17 protein-coding genes and 1 other RNA gene are annotated in these 20,594 nt (G+C 32.9%); 11 read left to right on the forward strand and 7 right to left on the reverse strand.

Going from position 1 to position 20,594, the window contains the following annotated elements; genetic code table 11:
• Window positions 1-99 precede the first annotated feature (99 nt).
• From L3X39_RS05025 to L3X39_RS05045, 5 genes are all read left to right on the forward strand, one after another.
• Window positions 100-2,511, forward strand: coding sequence for an alpha-ketoacid dehydrogenase subunit alpha/beta (locus tag L3X39_RS05025; protein ID WP_237230677.1), 2,412 nt, complete (start codon window positions 100-102; stop codon window positions 2,509-2,511).
• Window positions 2,512-2,529: 18 nt separating this feature from the next.
• Window positions 2,530-3,006, forward strand: coding sequence for a hypothetical protein (locus L3X39_RS05030; protein WP_237230678.1), 477 nt, complete (start codon window positions 2,530-2,532; stop codon window positions 3,004-3,006).
• A gap of 29 nt (window positions 3,007-3,035) precedes the next feature.
• A complete protein-coding gene (locus tag L3X39_RS05035; protein ID WP_237230679.1) occupies window positions 3,036-3,389 on the forward strand; it encodes a hypothetical protein in 354 nt (117 codons plus the stop codon).
• Window positions 3,390-3,460: 71 nt separating this feature from the next.
• Window positions 3,461-3,637 (forward strand): hypothetical protein, encoded by a 177-nt coding sequence (locus tag L3X39_RS05040; protein WP_237230680.1) that lies wholly within the window; start codon window positions 3,461-3,463, stop codon window positions 3,635-3,637.
• Window positions 3,638-3,775: 138 nt separating this feature from the next.
• Complete coding sequence (locus tag L3X39_RS05045) at window positions 3,776-4,588, forward strand: alpha/beta fold hydrolase (protein ID WP_237230681.1); 813 nt, start codon at window positions 3,776-3,778, stop codon at window positions 4,586-4,588.
• Window positions 4,589-4,744: 156 nt separating this feature from the next.
• On the opposite strand, the gene L3X39_RS05050 is transcribed toward L3X39_RS05045, so the two are convergent.
• Window positions 4,745-5,956 (reverse strand): TlpA disulfide reductase family protein, encoded by a 1,212-nt coding sequence (locus tag L3X39_RS05050; RefSeq protein WP_237230682.1) that lies wholly within the window; start codon window positions 5,954-5,956, stop codon window positions 4,745-4,747.
• 140 nt (window positions 5,957-6,096) lie between these two features.
• On the opposite strand from L3X39_RS05050, the gene pheT reads away from it, so the two are divergent.
• The 3 genes from pheT (at window position 6,097) to L3X39_RS05065 (ending at window position 9,711) form a co-directional block, all read left to right on the forward strand.
• Window positions 6,097-8,523, forward strand: a complete 2,427-nt coding sequence (gene pheT, locus L3X39_RS05055) for a phenylalanine--tRNA ligase subunit beta (protein ID WP_237230683.1) — start codon at window positions 6,097-6,099, stop codon at window positions 8,521-8,523.
• Between the two features lie 2 nt (window positions 8,524-8,525).
• A complete protein-coding gene (locus tag L3X39_RS05060) occupies window positions 8,526-9,383 on the forward strand; it encodes a phosphatase PAP2 family protein (RefSeq protein ID WP_237230684.1) in 858 nt (285 codons plus the stop codon).
• Between the two features lie 88 nt (window positions 9,384-9,471).
• Complete coding sequence (locus L3X39_RS05065; protein ID WP_237230685.1) at window positions 9,472-9,711, forward strand: putative signal transducing protein; 240 nt, start codon at window positions 9,472-9,474, stop codon at window positions 9,709-9,711.
• Here the strand turns inward: L3X39_RS05065 and L3X39_RS05070 are convergent, their stop codons facing one another.
• Window positions 9,712-11,337 carry an ABC-F family ATP-binding cassette domain-containing protein gene (locus tag L3X39_RS05070; protein ID WP_237230686.1) on the reverse strand — a complete coding sequence of 542 codons (1,626 nt, stop codon included), beginning with the start codon at window positions 11,335-11,337 and terminating at the stop codon, window positions 9,712-9,714.
• Window positions 11,338-11,634: 297 nt separating this feature from the next.
• Between L3X39_RS05070 and L3X39_RS05075 the strand changes: the two genes are divergently transcribed.
• Complete coding sequence (locus L3X39_RS05075) at window positions 11,635-13,056, forward strand: TlpA family protein disulfide reductase (RefSeq protein WP_237230687.1); 1,422 nt, start codon at window positions 11,635-11,637, stop codon at window positions 13,054-13,056.
• 4 nt (window positions 13,057-13,060) lie between these two features.
• Here L3X39_RS05075 and L3X39_RS05080 read toward each other — a convergent pair whose 3' ends face one another.
• Together L3X39_RS05080 and ffs are read right to left on the reverse strand one after the other, a co-directional pair.
• Window positions 13,061-13,864, reverse strand: a complete 804-nt coding sequence (locus L3X39_RS05080) for an SDR family oxidoreductase (protein ID WP_237230688.1) — start codon at window positions 13,862-13,864, stop codon at window positions 13,061-13,063.
• A 58-nt stretch (window positions 13,865-13,922) separates the two neighbouring features.
• An RNA gene (ffs, locus tag L3X39_RS05085) (signal recognition particle sRNA small type) lies at window positions 13,923-14,021 on the reverse strand.
• An 89-nt stretch (window positions 14,022-14,110) separates the two neighbouring features.
• Between ffs and L3X39_RS05090 the strand changes: the two genes are divergently transcribed.
• Both L3X39_RS05090 and L3X39_RS05095 read left to right on the forward strand, forming a co-directional pair.
• Window positions 14,111-15,145 carry a glutaminyl-peptide cyclotransferase gene (locus L3X39_RS05090; protein ID WP_237230689.1) on the forward strand — a complete coding sequence of 345 codons (1,035 nt, stop codon included), beginning with the start codon at window positions 14,111-14,113 and terminating at the stop codon, window positions 15,143-15,145.
• Between the two features lie 142 nt (window positions 15,146-15,287).
• Window positions 15,288-15,938, forward strand: coding sequence for an acetyltransferase (locus tag L3X39_RS05095; protein ID WP_237230690.1), 651 nt, complete (start codon window positions 15,288-15,290; stop codon window positions 15,936-15,938).
• Between the two features lie 4 nt (window positions 15,939-15,942).
• Here L3X39_RS05095 and L3X39_RS05100 read toward each other — a convergent pair whose 3' ends face one another.
• The 3 genes from L3X39_RS05100 to L3X39_RS05110 all read right to left on the reverse strand — a co-directional run bounded on the left by L3X39_RS05100 (window position 15,943) and on the right by L3X39_RS05110 (window position 20,570).
• Window positions 15,943-17,430: an aminotransferase class V-fold PLP-dependent enzyme gene (locus tag L3X39_RS05100; protein ID WP_237230691.1), complete on the reverse strand. Its 1,488-nt coding sequence runs from the start codon at window positions 17,428-17,430 to the stop codon at window positions 15,943-15,945.
• Complete coding sequence (locus L3X39_RS05105) at window positions 17,427-19,430, reverse strand: protein-disulfide reductase DsbD family protein (protein ID WP_237230692.1); 2,004 nt, start codon at window positions 19,428-19,430, stop codon at window positions 17,427-17,429. Before L3X39_RS05105 ends, L3X39_RS05100 begins: the two co-directional genes overlap by 4 nt.
• A 165-nt stretch (window positions 19,431-19,595) precedes the next feature.
• Entirely contained in the window at window positions 19,596-20,570 is a 975-nt protein-coding gene (locus L3X39_RS05110) for a PorP/SprF family type IX secretion system membrane protein (protein ID WP_237230693.1), read from the reverse strand.
• Window positions 20,571-20,594 lie beyond the last annotated feature (24 nt).

The raw sequence follows: 20,594 nt of genomic DNA on the forward strand, positions 1-20,594 counted from the left end.
ATATCGTCATTTTTAAATTATTCTCAATAAATTACAACATCATTTAATTGTAAATAAGGCAAACTTTAGCTATTTTTGCAACATAAAAAGCATGCCTCTATGCAAAGTATCACCAATTTGAAAAATAAATTATCATTTGAAGACTTTAAAACTGAAGTTATAGCAGACTATAAGATAGCTGTTGAAAGTCGAGAATGTAGCTTGCTTGGTCGCCGTGAAGTTTTAACCGGTAAAGCAAAATTTGGAATTTTTGGTGATGGTAAAGAAGTGCCCCAATTAGCAATGGCAAAAGCTTTTATGAAAGGTGATTGGAGATCTGGGTATTACAGAGATCAAACCTTTATGATGGCCATTGGAGAACTTACCAAAGAACAATTTTTTGCAGGTTTGTATGCCAATACCAACTTGGAATTAGAACCTATGTCTGCAGGACGCCAAATGGGTGGTCATTTTGCAACGCATAGTTTAAATGATAATGGAAGTTGGAAAGACTTAACTAAACAATATAATTCTAGTGCCGACATATCTCCTACTGCAGGACAAATGCCTCGGTTATTAGGATTAGCACAAGCATCTAAAATTTTTAGAAATGTTAAGGGCATCAATCAAACTAATTTTTCAAGTAATGGCAATGAAGTCGCTTGGGGAACTATTGGTAATGCTAGTACAAGCGAAGGTTTGTTTTTTGAAACCATAAATGCTGCTGGTGTACTACAAGTACCAATGGTGATTAGTATTTGGGATGATGAATATGGTATTTCAGTACATGCAAGACATCAAACCACTAAAGAAAATATTTCTGAAATCTTAAAAGGATTTCAACGCGATAATGACTCTAAAGGTTACGAAATTTTAAGAGTTAAAGGTTGGGATTATGCTAATCTTGTAGAAACTTATCAAGAAGCTGGAGCCATTGCAAGAGAAGAACATGTACCCGTTTTAATTCATGTTTTAGAACTAACACAGCCGCAAGGACATTCAACCTCTGGTTCGCATGAACGCTATAAAAATCAAGAGCGATTAGACTGGGAATCACAACATGATTGTAATACAAAAATGCGTGAGTGGATTATTGAAAGTGGTATTGCCACCAATGAAGCACTTATTGAAATAGAAAGAGCCGCAAAACGTGAAGTTAGAGAAGCTAAGAGACGTGCTTGGGATACGTTTTTAAAGCCTATTAAAAAAGAACAGCAAGAGCTAATTCTTCTTTTAAAACAATTAGAGGTAAACAGCGCTAACGGTGTATTTATCTCAAAGCTTAAAGATAGTTTAACAACAATCACTGAGCCTACTAGAAAAGACATTCTATCTCATGCTAGAAAAGCGTTAAGATTTACTATTGGTGAATCGAACTCTGAAAAGGAACAGTTAGCAACCTGGATTAATACTATTTTTGAAAAAGTACAACCGCAATTCAGCTCGCATTTATATTCAGAAAATGCACGCTCCAATGTGCTTATAAAAGAAGTTAAGCCAACCTATAGTGATGATGCAGAACAAGTTGATGGACGTATTATTCTTCGTGATAATTTTGATGCTATTTTTAGCAAACACCCTGAAACCCTTGTGTTTGGAGAAGATACTGGAAATATTGGAGATGTAAATCAAGGATTAGAAGGTTTACAGGAAAAATACGGCGAACTTAGAGTGGCAGATACTGGAATACGAGAGGCTACTATCCTAGGACAAGGTATTGGTATGGCACTTCGTGGTTTAAGACCAATTGCCGAAATTCAGTATTTGGATTATATCTTATATGCGATTCAAATTATAAGTGACGATTTAGCAACAACCCATTACAGAACAAAGGGTAAACAAAAAGCGCCTTTAATTATAAGAACTCGTGGTCATAGACTTGAAGGAATCTGGCATTCAGGATCTCAAATGGGTGGACTTTTAAATCTGGTTAAAGGTGTTCATTTACTAGTGCCGCGTAACATGACCAAAGCTGCTGGTTTTTATAACACTTTATTACAGGGTGACGATCCAGCTATAGTTGTGGAGTGTTTAAATGGCTATCGTTTAAAAGAAAAAATGCCCAATAATTTAAGTGCTATTAAAACACCTATTGGTGTTGTTGAAACCTTAAAAGAAGGAACCGATATCACCCTAGTTTCCTATGGTTCTACATTAAGAATTGTAGAGCAAACGGCGAAAGATTTACTAGCTGTTGGTATTGATGCTGAGGTAATTGATGTACAATCCTTATTACCTTTTGATTTAAATCATGATATAGTAAAAAGTATAGCTAAGACTAACCGCGTTATGATTATTGACGAGGATGTTCCTGGAGGTGCTTCTGCTTATATTTTAGATAACATATTAAATAAACAAAACGCATTTCAGTACTTAGACAGCGAACCTAAAACACTCACTGCAAAACCTCATAGGCCTGCTTATGGCAATGACGGTGATTACTTTTCAAAACCATCCGCTGAGGATATTTTTGAAGCTGTTTATGCAGTTATGCATGAGGTAAACCCTTCCGATTTTCCAAAATTGAGATAATTAGGCTAACTTACACCTATGAAAGCGGTTACACTGAAAGAAATAAAGCAAGAACTAAACACGCTTTCAACACAAGAAATACAAGAACTTTGTTTGCGTTTATCGCGCTTTAAAAAGGAAAATAAAGAGCTTCTTACCTATTTATTATTCGAATCGCATAACGAAACAGGATATATAGACAGTGTAAAAAGTTATATGGACAACGAGTTTGAACAAATTAATACGGATAGCTACTTTTACATTAGAAAAAGCACCAGAAAAATCCTTAGAAACGTAAAAAAGTTTATTCGCTACTCGCAAAAAAAGGAAACCGAAGTAGAACTCCTACTCTACTTTTGCCAAAAATTAAAAGATTTTAAACCAAGTATTAAGCGCAGTACACAGTTGGTTAATATGTTTAACAGGCAAGTTTTACTATCTAAAAAAATCATAGGGACTTTTCATGAAGATTTGCAGTACGATTATAATTTAATCTTAGAAGATTTTAATTTATAATAGTATAATTTCGTTATATTAGTGCTTAAATGCAAACTTTTAAAAACATACAAAAAGTTCTTCTTAGTTGTTTAATTTTAGTAGGGTTAACACTGTCTTTAGATGTTACAGCACCTATTACAACAAACAACCCTATTGGTATTGAACTTGTTTGGTCACAAAGTAAGACCGAAAATGGTGTTTTTAAAATACATCAAATTGCTTCACTTAACGCCCAAACCCAGTTCAAAAGAAGCATCGACTATGATTATTTAATTGAGAATGAAAAAAGACTTAATTATTCACGTTTTTGCATTCAAAGCCAATCGGTTTTAAGGTATAAATCTTCACTTTTAAAAATCGTTCTTAACGATATTAGCATTGTAAAATCTCATTGTATTTAATATTACTGATTTCAATACCAGTGATAATTAAATAATGCTATTTGTTTTAAATAGCGTAACAATGATATACAATGAAACTAAAAAAACTCATGCGCCTTATAGTGCTCATATTTTTTATACTATTATGCACCGTGGTGCCCTTTCCTATAAACTTCAATAGAAAAGATAAATTACCTACGTATACTATTGAACAGATTGATGAAAAACAAGATGATGAAGACACGGATGATACTTATGAAGTAACCTAAATGTTAAAAACTTTACTTACAAATTTTTATTACCTGATTGATTTTCTGATAGGAAAATTCTAACTTCGCTTATCATCTGATATAAATCATTAAAACGACTTCATATCATGTCGTTATAGGCAATCAAAAAATTAAAATATGAAAACATTCATTACAGCATTTTTACTAATGCTTGGCTTTCAAAGCCTTGACGCACAAGATGGAAATTTCGTCGAAACAAATGGAGTAAAGATATACTATGAAACACATGGCGAAGGAGAACCTTTGCTCTTACTGCATGGGTTTTCTCTCAGTCATAAGGCTTGGGATAGTTGGATAGATGACCTTTCACATGAATTTATGGTAATAACGCCAGATTTAAGAGGACATGGGAATTCAACAAACCCTTCAAAGGAATTCACACATGAATTATCTGCTCAAGATATCTATGGCTTATTAGATGCGCTTAAAATAGATAAGGTTAAAGCCATTGGACAAAGTACAGGCGCAATGACTTTAACTCACATGGCAACTATGGATAGTACAAGAATTTCTTCTATGATACTTGTCTCTGGAACTACAATGTTTCCATTAGAGGCGAGAAAAATCATGGAAACCGTGACTTATGAAAGGTGGAAAGGACATATGGAACCTCACCAACCAAGAGGCGAAGAACAAATTAGAATATTGGTCAATCAATTTCGAAATTTTGCAAAAACCTATAATGATATGAATTTTACTTCGCCATATTTAGCCACAATTACATGTCCAACGCTAATCATACATGGTGACAGAGACGATTTCTTTCCTGTAGATATCCCTATATCTTTTTATAAATCAATACCCAATTCATATTTATGGATAGTTCCAAACGATGGACACATCCCAATCGGGATTTATGGCAGAAATTCAATTTGGTCAGATGTATTCTATAAAGTATTAATAGAATTCTTTAATGGGACTTGGGATTAAAAATAATGAAGGCCTATAACAATGTATATAAAAAATAGGCGAATTAGTAATAAAATCAAGGCTTTTGGCTCGTATCAAACTTTATGCTTAACCGAAAGTTTCTTGCTTAGGAATCGCCTACTTTTCATATACTAACCGATAAGCGCAACATCAAAATTACTCACTCAACAACTCATCAACAAAGTCGTTAAATTCAGTTTTAAACTCTGTAAACTTATCACCCGTAGCAGGTCCGTTAAAGCCGGTGTGTATCTTTCTTACTTTACCTTTTTTATCAATATAAATAGTAGTTGGGTAAGACAATACGTGGTTTAACATGGGCAATTTTTCATTCGCAGCTTGTTTACTACTACTACCTATTTGGGCTAATAAAACGGGGTATGTAATACCTGTTCTCTCTTTTAAACGCTTAATCCCTTTAAAAGCACTCGCTTCAGTTTTGGCATATTCAAAAGCTAATGCTATAATTTCTAAATCTTTATCGTTGTTATTTTTATAGTATTCAGCGTAGTATTTACTTTCGTCTAAACAATTTGGGCACCAAGTCCCCATAATTTGTACCAATACTACTTTGTTTTTAAAGCGGGCGTCGTTTAACGATACCATGTTCCCATTTTCATCAGGAAATGTAAACGCAATACTATCATAGCCTTCTTTTAAAAAAGTAAGCGCGTTGGCATCGGGTAGCTCAAAAGCCTCGTTACGCTTTGCCACAAAAGGCTCCTTAAAATGGTTCCCAGAATAAAACATCCCTTGTAACGTGCTATCAGTAACGGCGGCTGTAAACATAAACGCATGTGCGCCATCAAAGGCCGATAGTTGCAATTGATTACCATTCAATACACCTTCTAAAAACCGATAATCGCCTGTGGTAGTTCTAAAAGTTCCTGTAACCTTGTTTTCTTGCTGTTTAAAAATACCTTTTGCTATATAGGTATCATCTTCACTATCAGGACTAAAAACAGTTTCCCAATTGCCCGAAATATCAAATGACGCTTTTTCAGAAACATCAAAACGCGTGGTGCTCTTTTCTGCTTTAAATTCCATCACTCTATCTAAACTCGGCTTAATAAAATACCCTTGAAGCATTTTATTGTCAATTTTAGCAGCTATAAAGCCTTCAAAAACTGGTAATTTTATATAAACTGAATCGTTTTCATAAGTAATATCATCAACATCTATAACTTCCTCAGCATTAAACACTTTTAACGTGTTTTCAGATAATACTTCAAAATTAAAGGGCAAATCGAGCATATCGTTTACTTTTAATAACGCTCTATACGTACCAGTATCTAGTTTTTCAGTCTTTTTTTCTTCTTTACAGGAAATGAACAAAAGTAGCGTTGCTAGTATAAAAATGGACCTCATTGAATAGATTTAAAATGTATTAATCGAATTTATGGCAAGATACTAACAAAATATTTCTTTTAGTTCACAATTTAAAAACGCATTGTTTGAATGCTAACTGCAATCTTTTATCTTTGCAAACTTAAATAGGATATTGATTTATGCGAATTTCATATAACTGGTTAAAGCAATTTTTAAAAACTGATTGGACGCCAGAACAAACCAGCGAATTATTAACGGATTTAGGACTTGAAGTTGAAGGTGTTGAAGCTTACCAATCGGTAAAAGGTGGTTTACAAGGTGTGGTTGTTGGAGAGGTTTTAACCTGTGTTAAACACCCAAATGCCGACAAGCTAAAGTTAACGACCGTTAATATTGGTGAAGAAAACCCTGTACAGATTGTTTGTGGTGCGCCTAATGTTGCTAAAGGACAAAAAGTGCCGGTTGCTACTATAGGAACCACTTTATACTCTGCTGAAGGGGAAGCATGGACCATTAAAAAAGGTAAAATTAGAGGTAAAGAAAGTCATGGTATGATTTGCGCCGAAGATGAACTGGGTTTAGGAGCTTCGCACGATGGGATTATGATTTTGGATGACAGCCTAAAAGTTGGAACGCCTGCTGCTGAAATTTTTGATATTGAAAACGACCATGTTTTCGAAATTGGATTAACACCAAACAGAGCTGATGCTATGAGTCATTTAGGTGTTGCACGCGATTTAAAAGCGGGATTTATTCAAAGAGAAATAAACCTAGAGCTTATAACACCCTCGGTTAGTGCATTTCATGTAGACAATAGAACGTTAAAGATTGATGTAGACGTTATCAATAAAGATTTAGCGCCAAGATATTGTGGTGTTACCATTTCAGGAATAAAAGTAAAGGAATCACCTAGTTGGTTACAAAACCGACTTAAAGCTATTGGATTAAGCCCGATAAACAATATTGTAGATGCAACCAATTATGTGTTACATGATTTAGGACAGCCACTACATGCCTTTGATGCTGTAAAAATTTCTGGAAATAAAATTGAGGTTAAAACCTTAAAATCTGGCACAAAATTTACCACTTTAGATGGTGTAGAACGCACCTTACATGAGGATGATTTAATGATTTGTGACGCCGAAAAACCCATGTGTATTGCAGGTGTTTTTGGTGGTATTCACTCGGGAGTTACAGAAAGTACAACGAGTATTTTTTTAGAAAGTGCTTATTTTAACCCAGTGAGTATTCGTAAATCGGCTAAACGTCATGGTTTAAATACGGATGCATCGTTTAGATTTGAGCGTGGGATAGATCCTAATATTACCGAATATGCCTTAAAACGTGCTGCTTTGTTAATTCAAGAGTTGGCAGGTGGTGAAATAACGAGTGATATTATAGACCTTTATCAAAATAAAATAAAAGACTTCGAGGTTCGTCTTAGCTTTGAAAATGCTAAAAAACTGATTGGTGAAGAAATTCCAAAGGAAATTATAAAACGTATTTTAACCTCGTTAGAAATAAAAGTTAATAATGTTACCGAAACTGGTTTAGGTTTAACCGTACCTGCTTACAGAAATGATGTAGAACGTGAAGCCGATGTTATTGAAGAGGTTTTGCGAGTTTACGGTTATAATAACATTAAAACCACTGTAAAATTAAATGCATCAATATCAAGTACTACAAGATTTGAAGACCATAAAATTCAAGATATAGTAGGCAATCAGTTAGTATCGCAAGGTTTTTACGAGATTCTATCTAATTCACTCACTACGCCAAATTATGTAGCTTTAACCGAACAATTAAAGGAGGAACACAACATAACCATGTTAAATCCTTTAAGCAATGATTTATCGGTTTTAAGACAATCGTTATTATTTTCAGGCTTGGAAGCCCTTTCTTTTAATATAAACAGAAAAAGAGGCGATTTAAAACTTTTTGAATTTGGTAAAACCTATCATGGATACGACGATAAACGCGAAGAATTCAAACGTCTAGCATTATTAACAACAGGTAATCAATCGCATGAAAGCTGGTTATCCGCAGGCAAAAAGAGTGATTTCTTCTATTTAAAAGGAAGTATTACGACTATTTTAGAGCGTTTAGGAATTTCTAGATATAACGAATCTCCTACAAAAAGTGATTTACTTAGTGAAGGTATTAGCTTAAGCTTAGGTAAAACGAAGTTGGTAGATTTTGGATTGGTTAAAAAACCGATTTTAAAGCATTTTGATATAACCCAAGAGGTTTTATTTGCTGATTTTAATTGGGATGCCATATTAGAGATTGTAAGGCGCAATAAAATTACTTTCAAAGCCATTACAAAATACCCAGAAGTAAAACGAGATTTCGCTTTGTTACTTGATGAAAACGTAACGTTTGAATCGATTTATAAGATTGCGAAGCAAAGTGAAAAAACATTGCTTAAAAACGTGAACTTATTTGATGTTTATCAAGGTAAAAATTTACCAAAAGGTAAAAAGAGTTACGCTGTTAGTTTTACGTTACAAGATGAAAATAAAACGTTAACTGATAAGCAAATTGATAAAATAATGAATACGCTTCAAAAGCAATTTGAAAGTCAGTTAGGTGCTGAATTAAGGTAATATTGAAAGCAAAAATCTCATTTTTATATTTTTTTATTGCTCTTTTTGTTTGCAATCTTAACGCACAACAACTTGAGACTAGTTCTACTAAAATCAAGGACACATCTTCTATTGGTGAGTTAGCATTATACGATTTAAAGCAAAGTGTTAAAAGTGTAGGACATGCTTTTTCAAGACCTTTTTTTTGGGATACAAAAGATTTTACCACTTTAGGTACTGTTATTGTTGGTTCATTAGCTTTATCTACTATTGATGATGAAGCAAGTGCTTTTTTTGTGAGAAACGAACCTCATGTTCCAGAGTTATTTCAAGAAGCTGGTACACGCTTTGGAAGTCCACAAGTCTATTTTATAACAAATGCTACCTTGTATGGCGTAGGACTTTTTACTAAAAACGAAAACTTAAGAAAAACGAGTGTTTTAATTATTTCGTCATCATTTACTTCAGGACTTATTCAAAGTTTTAGCAAAACTGCTTTTGGTAGAGTACGCCCTGGAAATGGATATAAAAGTACTGAGTTTAGATTTTGGTCTGGCAAACCTGCTTTTCACTCATTCCCATCTGGCCACACAGTTTTATCGGTTACTATGGCACATGCCATTGCTAAACAGTTTGATAATACATGGTCTAAAGTAGCTGTTTACTCTCTAGGAGCAGTGGCTCCTATCTCCAGATTATTTGCTGGAGCACATTGGCTGACTGATATAGGGGTATCTACTGTTCTTAGTATTGTAGTTGTGGATAGTATCGATAAATTCTTGTTTAAAGACAAGGCCTACAACTACCCTAAAAAAGAAAAACAAATTTCCTGGAATTTTACCTTTAGTGGTAATAGAATTGGACTAATTGGTCGTTTTTAACATTTAAAGCCGTATTTATTTTAAAAACGAATGTTATTAAATAGGCAATATTTAGTATATTTAAGTATAATAATTAAAACCTTATGCTATGTCTGATTCAAACTATATAAAAATTTTTACTGGAGATATGATTATTGTACAGCGTATAGTATCTGAATTAGAAAATGCAGATATCGTGCCTGTTGTAAAAGACCAAACAGAATCGGCTCGATTGGCAGGTTTTGGCGGTGGTAATTTTCCTGGGTTTCAAGAAGTTTTTGTCAATAAAGACGAACTTGATAAAGCCGTAGTAATTGTTGAAAGTATTACTTCAGAATTACAAGACTAATTAAGCCGTTACAGCGTACATTTTATCGCGCAGTTCTTTAATTTTCTTATCCTGCATATATTCGTCAAACGTTGTATAACGGTCAATAACACCATTTGGAGTTAACTCTACCACTCTGTTAGCTACGGTTTGTGCAAACTCGTGGTCATGTGTAGTAAACAAAACAGTGCCTTTAAAGTTTTTTAAGGAGTTATTAAATGCCGTGATACTCTCTAAGTCTAGGTGATTTGTTGGCTCATCAAGCATTAACACGTTAGCTCTTACCATCATCATTCTACTTAACATGCATCGTACCTTTTCACCTCCAGAAAGTACATTCGATTTTTTTAGTGCTTCTTCACCACTAAAAATCATTTTTCCTAAAAATCCGCGAATATAAACTTCTTCACGTTCTTCTTCAGTGGTAGCCCATTGACGTAACCAATCTACCAAAGTTAAATTGTTATTAAAAAACTCGCTATTATCTAATGGTAAATACGATTGAGTCGTAGTTACTCCCCAAGAAAATTTACCAGCATCGGCCTTTTCTTTATTATTTATAATTTGATAAAAAGCTGTTGTAGCCCTTGAATCTCTTGAAAACACGACTACTTTATCGCCTTTAGCTAAGTTCAAATGAATATTTCTAAATAATACTTCACCATCTAAAGACACTGCAAGGTTATCTATGTTCAAAATTTGATCGCCCGCTTCCCTATCTCTTTCAAAAATAATAGCTGGATAACGACGACTAGTTCGTCTTATATCAGCAATATTAAGTTTTTCAATCATCTTTTTTCTACTGGTAGCTTGCTTACTTTTTGCTACGTTGGCAGAAAAACGACGGATAAATTCTTCCAATTCCTTTTTCTTCTCTTCAGCCTTTTTGTTCTGTTGAGCATGTTGACGTGCCGCTAGTTGCGAAGATTCATACCAAAAAGTATAATTACCTGAATAATGGCTTATTTTTCCAAAATCTATATCAGAAATATGTGTACAAACGGCATCTAAAAAGTGTCTGTCGTGAGAAACCACAATCACACAGTTATCATAGTTTGCTAAAAAGTTTTCTAACCACGAAATAGTTTCATAATCCAAATCGTTGGTAGGCTCATCCATAATAAGTACATCGGGGTTTCCAAATAAGGCTTGAGCCAACAAAACTCTTACCTTTTGTTTTCCATCTAAATCGCTCATTTGAGTATAATGAAATTCTTCTTTTATACCCAAATTTGATAACATAGAAGCTGCATCACTATCGGCGTTCCAACCGTTCATTTCTTCAAATTGAACTTGTAATTCTCCTATCCTATCAGCATTTTCATCAGAATAATCAGCATATAGAGCATCGATTTCAGATTTAATTTTAAACAAAGGCTTATTACCCATTAAAACAGTTTCTAAAACAGTATGCTCATCATATAAATTATGATCTTGCTCAAGTACAGACATACGTTTTCCAGCTTCTAAATGTACCTGACCAGCAGTAGGTTCTTGCTTACCTGAAATAATTTTTAAAAATGTGGATTTCCCTGAACCATTTGCTCCAATAATACCATAACAATTGCCGCCATTAAATGAAATATTTACTTCATCAAAAAGCACACGTTTTCCAAATTGAACTGAAAGGTTTGAAACTGATAACATAAGCTTGTTTTAAATTTTTTGCAAAAGTAGAAAATTCCATTGGTAAGGCGAAACATATATAGCTTTTAATTTATATACCCCCTCAGAATTATACTATTAATAATTAGGTACTTCTTCAAATGAAATAAGTCCGTACACATGAACCAAAATTATATGGTTTGTAAGAATTATACGGTTCTAATCTGTATTTTGACTAGATAAACATTTAACAACGCCTTAACAGCACTTTATTAATACAAGCTATATTTTTGTTGTGGATATTATTGTATCCATATAAAAAATTCATTAGAGGGATTTATGAAGTATTATATTTTTATTGCAGTTGCTTTTCTTTCGTTTTTTGGTTGTAAAAAAGATAACCAAAAGATTGAAGACGCTTATGCATACATTGGAGGAGAAATTATTAACCCCAATACAAACTTTGTTGTACTCTCTAAAGACGAAGAAGTTATTGACACCGTAAAGTTAGATGGTAGAAATAGGTTTCTTTACAAGATTACCGACCTAAAAGAAGGCATGTATACCTTTAGGCATGGTGGCGAATACCAAATAGTGTTGCTAGAACCTAAAGACAGTGTATTGTTTAGATTAAATACCTTAGATTTTGATGAATCGCTAGTTTTTACAGGAGAAGGAGATAAAAAGAATAATTATTTAATAAACGATTTTCTTGAAAGTGAGAAGGAAGAAAAACAAGTTATTAAACTATGTCAATTAAATCCTGCTACCTATCAGAAGCATCTAGATTCCTTAAAAGATAGTAAGCTAAAAGCATATAAAGAATTTAAAAAGAAATATGGAAGCACAGAACTGTTTGAGAAAATTGCTCTAGCAAATATAAATTACACCTATTATTCGAGTAAAGAAGTTTATCCTTTTATACACTACGGTAAGAATAAAGCGGCTATTTTAAAATCGGTGCCAGATGATTTTTATAGTTATAGAAAAAACATTAACTACAACGATACTTTCTTTAGTAGATACTTTAACTACAACACATTTTTAAGACATAACGTAAGCAATATGTCTTTGGAATTACATGACGGCCATACTAATAGTGGTGAGTTTGATAGAACATCGCTTTGTTATAATCTAGACAGGTTAAAGCTTATTGATAGTCTGATAACAAATAAAGACATTAAAAGTGATTTACTACATTACTTTACCATTATGTACTTATCTAGAAGTGAAAACCCAGAAAGTAATGATGCCATCTTAAAATCGTATACTGCAAAAAGTAGTAACGAGAAAGATATTAAGATGTTAACCAAATACACCAAATCGCTTAATAGTCTTAGAAAGGGATCACATTTACCAGATATTGAGCTAGTAAATTATGAAGGCGAACCATTAAAGATTAATACCCTTGTAAATGCCCCTACTAGTATTTGTTTTTGGTCACAAACCTATTATGACCATTTTAGAGACAGTCATAAGAAGTTAAATGAATTAAAAGAGAAATACCCAGAAATAAACTTTATAACTATTAATATTGATAGCTATGGGTTGGAAAAATCGAAAACATTACTGCTTAATCATGGTTTTGATTTGACTGATGAATATCAATTCAAAAACCCGAAAACAGCGATGGATACCTTGGCTATTTACCCTATGACTAAAACTATTCTAATAGACAGAAACAAGGAGATTATTAATAGCAACGCCAATATATTTTCAGTATATTTTGAAGAGCAACTTCTTGGGCTGATTAATAAGTAGGTAGTTAAAGCTTATAATGCTTCATAAGCATTTTTTCATAAACCTTATCCGGTAAAATACGCTTTAAAACAATAGAAAATTTCTGCATAAACTCCCCTACTTTGTAATGTCCTTTTGGGTTTGGGTTAATAATTATTTTATAAACTGCCTCTGCCATAATATTAGGATTACTCCCATTATCAACATGCTCATTCATAAGTTCTAAAGTATCGCCATAAGGCTTCTTATAAGGTGAGTCACCAAGCAATGGTGCATGGTATCTACCGGCGGCTATATTGGTTGCAAAATCACCGGGAGCTACATTGGTCATTTTTATATTAAAATCTTTTAACTCCATCCTAAAAGCTTCGGTTAAAAGCTCTAATGCGCCTTTGCTCGCACTATAAACTCCTCTGTAAGGTAACCCCATGTAACCTGCTATGGATGTGATATTTATAATTAATCCAGATTGTTGTTTACGCATTTGAGGTAAGACCGCTTTAATGACATTAATTGGCCCGAAAAAATTAGTTTCAAAATTGCTTTTAATTTCAGCTTCAGGTATTTCTTCAATAGGTCCAGTAATACCAGCTCCAGCATTATTAATCAAAACATCCAATCGGTTTTCTTTAGAAATGATTTCGGATACCGTTTGTTTAATAGTTTCTACTTTCTTTACATCTAAGGCTAGAATAGGAAACTTACTGTTTTTATAATTTTCTGGGTTTCTACTCGTCCCATAAACTATAAATCCTTTTTCAGCTAAATACTCACCAATAGATTTTCCTATACCTGAAGAACCACCTGTTATTAAAACAACTTTAGACATTTATAAAATAAAATTAGAGTTTAAAGATAGAAAGATTTACCAAACTAAAAGGCATAAAAAAAGGCAAGCTACCTACATCACACCGCTACGACCATTTACCTTTGCTTCGTTCCCGACCTGGAGGATTCAACAGGAGCTGGTTGTGTAGGACTTGCCGACTGCAAAGATACAACCCTTTTAAAATTTTCACAATGATTTTTTAAACTGATTTTAAATAAATATCTTGCTTTAAATTTATAATGAGAAATGAATACGTTCAAATATCTAACAATCATATTATTAAGTGTTTTATTGGTTTCCTGCGGATCAAATTCTGGGCAAAAAAAAAGTGATTTCTCAATAATAACGAATGCTATCAAAGGAAATATATCGATTAACGAAACATTAAAGCTTTCATTAGAAAATAAAAAAAATCATGCTATTGATTCTGTTTTATATCTTTTAAACGGTAAAAAAATAAGTGAATCCACTTCATTAAAAGATTTTAAATTAGGCAAGCAAACCATTGAAGCTACTGTATATTTTAATAATGAAAACCAAGTTACAACTTCAGTAATAACCATTTTAAACAATGAAATACCTAAAGTTTATACCTATAAAATAATTAATGAATATCCTCACGACATAACATCCTATACACAAGGTATTGAGTTTTTTAATGACACACTTTATGAAAGTACAGGGCAGTATAAAGAATCGAAGCTTAGGAAGATGAATTATAAAACTGGTGAAGTTATTAAAAACATTGATTTAGCCGATGAATATTTTGGAGAAGGCCTTACTATTTTAAACAATAAAGTTTATCAATTAACGTGGCAAAAAGGCACTGGTTTTGTATACGACGTGAATACTTTTGAGAAACTAAGTAGCTTTAAATATGGAAATAGTAAAGAAGGTTGGGGTTTATGCAACAACGATACAACATTATTTAAAAGTGATGGTACTGAAAAAATTTGGTTGTTAAATCCTGAAACCTTAGTAGAAGAAGACTTTATTCAAGTATATACCAACAAAGGAAAGATTGTAGGCATTAATGAAATGGAATGGATTGAAGGAAAGATTTATTCTAACAGATATCAAAAAGATGGTGTTGCTATTATTAATCCAAAAAATGGTGCTGTTGTTGGCGTAATCGACTTTTCTCCACTTAAAAAATTAGTCACCCAGCATGAAGGTTTAGATGTTTTAAATGGTATAGCTTACAATCCTAAAACAAAAACCATTTTTGTTACAGGTAAACGCTGGGATAAACTATTTGAAGTTGAAGTTGTTGAAAAGTAAAAACATCTTCAATTTGGATGATATATTCACATTTATTACTAATAATTAGCACTTAAGACTCTGCTATTCGAAAACTGATAAATGTCATTTTTTCAAAAAATTAATTGTGATAATTTCATAAATTAATTCTATACCATTTATAATGTCAGAAAATAGAGAAGTTAGATTATATGGTGCTGGTGGACATTCTCAAGTAATTCAATCTGTTTTAAAACAAAATGGCTATACTATTAGTGACCTTTTTGACGACAATCCAAAAAATTCCCATAAACTATTTAAAGATGTAAAACACGGTGTTCGCAGTCATAAATCTAATTTCCCTCACCAAGGTGTTCCTTTTATTATTGGTGTAGGTGATAACTATCAAAGGTTTGAAATTGCTAAAATTTTAAAAAGTGAATTTAGTAAAGCTATCCATAAGTCTGCCATTATTGACCCTAGTGTTAGCATAGACGATGGTACAGTGGTTTATGCAGGATCTACAATACAAACTAACGCATCAATTGGTAAACATGTTATAATTAATACTATGTCTAGTGTTGATCATGATAGCATTATTCAAGATTTTGTACATATTTCACCAAATGCTACCATTTGTGGCCTTGTTAATATTGGTATAGGAACACATATAGGTGCTGGTGCCGTTGTAATACCTCAAGTAAAAATTGGAAAATGGTGTATAATTGGAGCTGGTACTGTAGTTTTAAAAGATATTCCAGATTATTCCGTTGTAGTTGGCAATCCAGGAAAAATTATTAAAAAAAATATTATTAAAAACTTAGTTTCAGCTTAGCTTTTTATAGCTTAAACCAATCTTGGGTTATAGCACTTTCAATATCATGATTGCCTTTATGGATAAACTCGTTTTTTAAAGCATCGTATTTATAATCCGCTCCCCATTCCTTTATATTTTCAGCAACTTGTTTAATAGCTTCACAAATAAATTCGATTTCAGCATTAGTCATAGTTGGATGAATGGACATTCTAATCCAACCTGGACGCTCCATCAAGCAACCTTCTAATATTTTTTGTTCAATAGCTTTCGAAGTTAATTGGTCTACATGGAGTAAATAATGTCCATAAGTACCAGCGCAGGAACAACCTCCACGGGTTTGAACTCCGAACCGATCGTTTAAAAGTTTTACAACTAAGTTAAAATGAACATCTTCAATATAAAATGAAAACACACCCAATCTATCTGTATGTTTGGGTGCCAAAATGGTTAAGTTCTTAATTTTAGATAGTCTGTTAAATACAACCTGACACAATTCGTGCTCCCTCTCTAAAATATTCTGAACGCCCATATCTTCTTTTAATTGAATACAAAGGGCTATTTTAATAGCTTGAAGAAAACCTGGTGTTCCGCCATCTTCACGGGTTTCAATATCATCAATATAATCGTGGTCGCCCCAAGGGTTTGTGTAGTTTACGGTACCACCTCCTGGATTATCAGGTACTAAATTTTTATACAATTTTTTATTAAATACAAGGACTCCTGACGTTCCTGGACCACCTAAAAACTTATGTGGTGAAAACGTTATGGCATCTAAATACTCATCGTGGTTTTCAGGATGCATATTTATAGATACATAGGGTGCAGAACAAGCAAAATCAACAAAGCATAAGCCGTTATTTTGATGCATAATTTTAGCAACTTGGTGATAGTTTGTTCTAATACCAGTTACATTGGAACAACCAGTAATTGCGGCAATTTTTATAGGAACTTCTTGATATTCCAACAATAGTTTTTCTAAAGCATTTAAACACGGTAAGCCTTCTTCATTTGAAGGAATTACTTTTACTCGTGCTATGGTTTCTAACCAGGATGTTTGGTTAGAATGGTGTTCCATATGAGAGACAAAAATTATAGGTCGCTTTTCTTCGGGAACGTCTGTGTGATCTTTTAAATTTTCATTGAGTTTAAGCCCTAAAATACGCTGAAACTTATTTATAGCACCTGTCATTCCTGTTCCAACGGTAATCAATACATCATCACTTGAAGCGTTTACGTGCCTTTTTATAATGTTTCTAGCTTCATGGTAAGCCAAAGTCATGGCAGAACCCGTAATGGATGTTTCGGTATGTGTATTAGCAACGAATGGACCTATATCATTTAAAAGCTTTTCTTCTATAGGTCGATACAGTCGTCCACTTGCCGTCCAATCTGCATAAATAATCTTTTTTCTTCCGTAAGGGGACTCAAAAAATGCATCAATACCTACAATGTTTTCCCTGAATTTAGAGAAATATTGTTCAAGCTTCGAAATACTTATGGCATTATTCATTTTTGACTCTGATTATAAACTTCTAAACCTTCTTCTAAAAAAGTAGCATATTCATTTTCATCAGGCGTATAACCAACAGGTTGGTTTAAAATTTCGGTACCTTCTGAATTCAATAACACATAAAAAGGTTGTGAATTAGTTTGGAAAAACTGCGTTTGAAAATTTGCCCATTTATGACCATAGTTTTCCAATTTTCTGGTACCACCATTAATCCTATTTACTAAAACCTGTTCGTTTTCAGGAAGTTCCTTTTTGTCGTCAACGTATAAAGATATTAAAACATAATCGTTTCTTAATATGTCATCTATTTTCTTTTCAGACCAAACATGCTCTTCCATTTTTCTGCAGTTTACACAAGCATATCCTGTAAAGTCCAACATAATAGGCTTGTTTACTTCTTTAGCATATGCTAACCCTTCCTTAAAATCTTTAAATATTTTTAAATTATTGGTGGAGATATTCGGGAAAAAGAAGCTGTATGTTACGGGTGGTGCTAATCCACTTAATAGTTTTAGAGAATGATATGTATTAGTTTCCTTGTTAACTCTAAACCCTGTGCCTAAATAAATAGTAAAGGCAGCCACTAAAATTCCTAATGAAATTCTAGAAAAAGACAGTTTTTTTATAGGTGAATCGTGAGGAAATTTAATTTTTCCAAAAAGATATAAGGCTAAACCTCCAAAAATTATAATCCAAATTATCAAAAAAGGCTCAATTTTTAAAATACCCCAATGCGCCACTAAATCGGCATTTGATAAAAACTTAAAGGCTAATGCTAGTTCTAAAAACCCTAAAACAACTTTAGTAGTGTTTAACCAGCCTCCAGATTTTGGTAAAGCATTCATCATATTTGGAAACATAGCAAATAAGGCAAAAGGTAAACCTAACGATACTCCAAAACCTGCCATACCAGCTGTAAGTTGCCACGCTCCACCATCAGCTGTTAAAGAACCCGCTAATAATGAACCTAAAATAGGGCCTGTACATGAAAATGATACAATAGCCAAAGTAAGTGCCATGAAAAATATACCTATTAATCCACCTGCATTTTCTCCTCTTGTTGTCTTATTTGTCCAACTTGCTGGCAAGGTTAGTTCGTAATAGCCAAAAAATGAAAAAGCAAAAAATACAAATATGGCGAAGAAGATTATGTTTAACCAAATGTTGGTAGATATATCGTTTAAAATGTCTGGGTTAACTGAATCTAAAAGATGAAATGGTACACTTAAAATTACATATACAGCAAAAATAAAAAAGCCATAAAGCAGCGCTTTGGATATACCTGATGTTTTACTTGCTCCACTTTTTTTAGTAAAAAAACTAACTGTTAAAGGGATCATTGGGAAAACACAAGGAGTTAATAGTGCTAGCAAACCACCTAAAAATCCCAAACCAAAGATTGCCCAAAGTGTACTTGATTTTTCTGGTAAATCAATATTAGTTTTAATATCCTCCGGGGACATGCCATATAGCATGTTATTTACCTCTGCATTATCTACCAATGAAATATTATCCGTAGTATTCACAGAAGGTTCTTCAGAGCTTGATTGAGAACCGTTTAAATTAAAAACTAAATCTATATCATTAGGTGGTGTACATCTTTCATCATTACACGCCATAAACTCTACAGATCCATTGATAACAGATACCTCGTCTTGAATTTTTACTCTTTGTTTGAAAATAGCAACATCTTCAAAAAATTTGATTTTCATTTCGAATACAAGATCATCAACAACATGCCCTTCTTCTTCTATCGTTTTCCCCAGTAATTGAAAGCCTGTATTCGCATTTTTATACGTAAATGTTGTTGGGATTGGACCACCATCTGGAACTATTTGAGAATACAAGTGCCATCCACTATCAATAGTCGCTTTAGAAACTAATTCGTATTCTGTGTCTGAAATTTTATGAACGGAAGTACTCCATTTTACGGGTTCATATATTTGTGAATTTCCTATAGTTACAATGAACAGGGATAAAAGTAAGATTAGTTTTTTCATTCAATTTTATATTAACTATTTTGACGAAATAGTCGTTAACTAGTTGCTTGTTTTACTAAATACCTCAACCAATTTAAGGCATTGCAAAAATATACAAAAGAAGTGCTATTTACGAAAAGCTAAAAGTTATAATTTACTTAAAATAATAGTGAAGTAAATAATCAATTAATGAACCGGATCTTGTGTACAAGGACAGTTACTAATTCCCTGCAAGAAATCTAATCCAATAGTAACTACATGAGTACCAGAATTAAACCCAGATAAATCGTTCATTGTTACTTGATAGGCATATCCAAAATAGAAAATAGATTTTTTAAACCCTACCATTGGGCCAATATTAAGAGGTTTTAATATTTGATCATTTAGAAAACGGTATGAGATACCACCCCAATAATAATCGTCATTTCTATTATACTTTCTGAATTTAAAATTTAAATCTGTACTAGATCGCTTATCACTTGTAAACATTTGATAAAAAATAGAGGGTTCAAATTCCAGCCCGCTCTTCTTAGGTCCTCTAAACGTATAACCTGAGTATACTTGGTAATTTAGCAGTAAGTTAGGTTCTAGTTTTCTTAAAGAACTATCAAAATCTTTATCCAACATATTATTGAGGTTAAGACTTAAAAAGAAGCCTTTCAATCTATAAAGTGCACCAATATCAAAATTATGATTTGTAGTACGTCTATCATCTGTAACAAAAGGGTCTATCGTCGGATTTTCGTATGTAGTATTAAAATTATTAATGTCTATCCTAAAATTGTTTATGTTATATGAAATACCAAACGATAAATACATTTTCGTATAATAATCTAAAATAAGATGATGAGCAAAAGAGAATTTTGCTCCCGTTTGAATGGTATTACCATTTCTGTCATTATAAAATGAAAGTCCTATTCCTGAACGATCGGCAATTCTAAAATCCCCATAAATAGATTGGTTATCTGGCGCTCCTTTAATACCTACCCATTGTGTAAGTCCGTTTGCTCTAATTTTTAAATTATCACCAATACCTGCATATGTAGGAGAGATAACGAAGTTGTTATCTGCCAAATATTGGGTGAAAACTGGCAAATTCAACTCTTGTCCGTAGCTTTTAGCTAGAACAATAAAAAGAAGATATATAATTAATTTTCGCATTTGCTTAATTCTTTTTTAGAGGTT

The organism is Flaviramulus multivorans (assembly GCF_021728415.1).
In the GTDB taxonomy this organism is placed as follows: Bacteria; Bacteroidota; Bacteroidia; order Flavobacteriales; family Flavobacteriaceae; genus Sabulilitoribacter; species Sabulilitoribacter multivorans.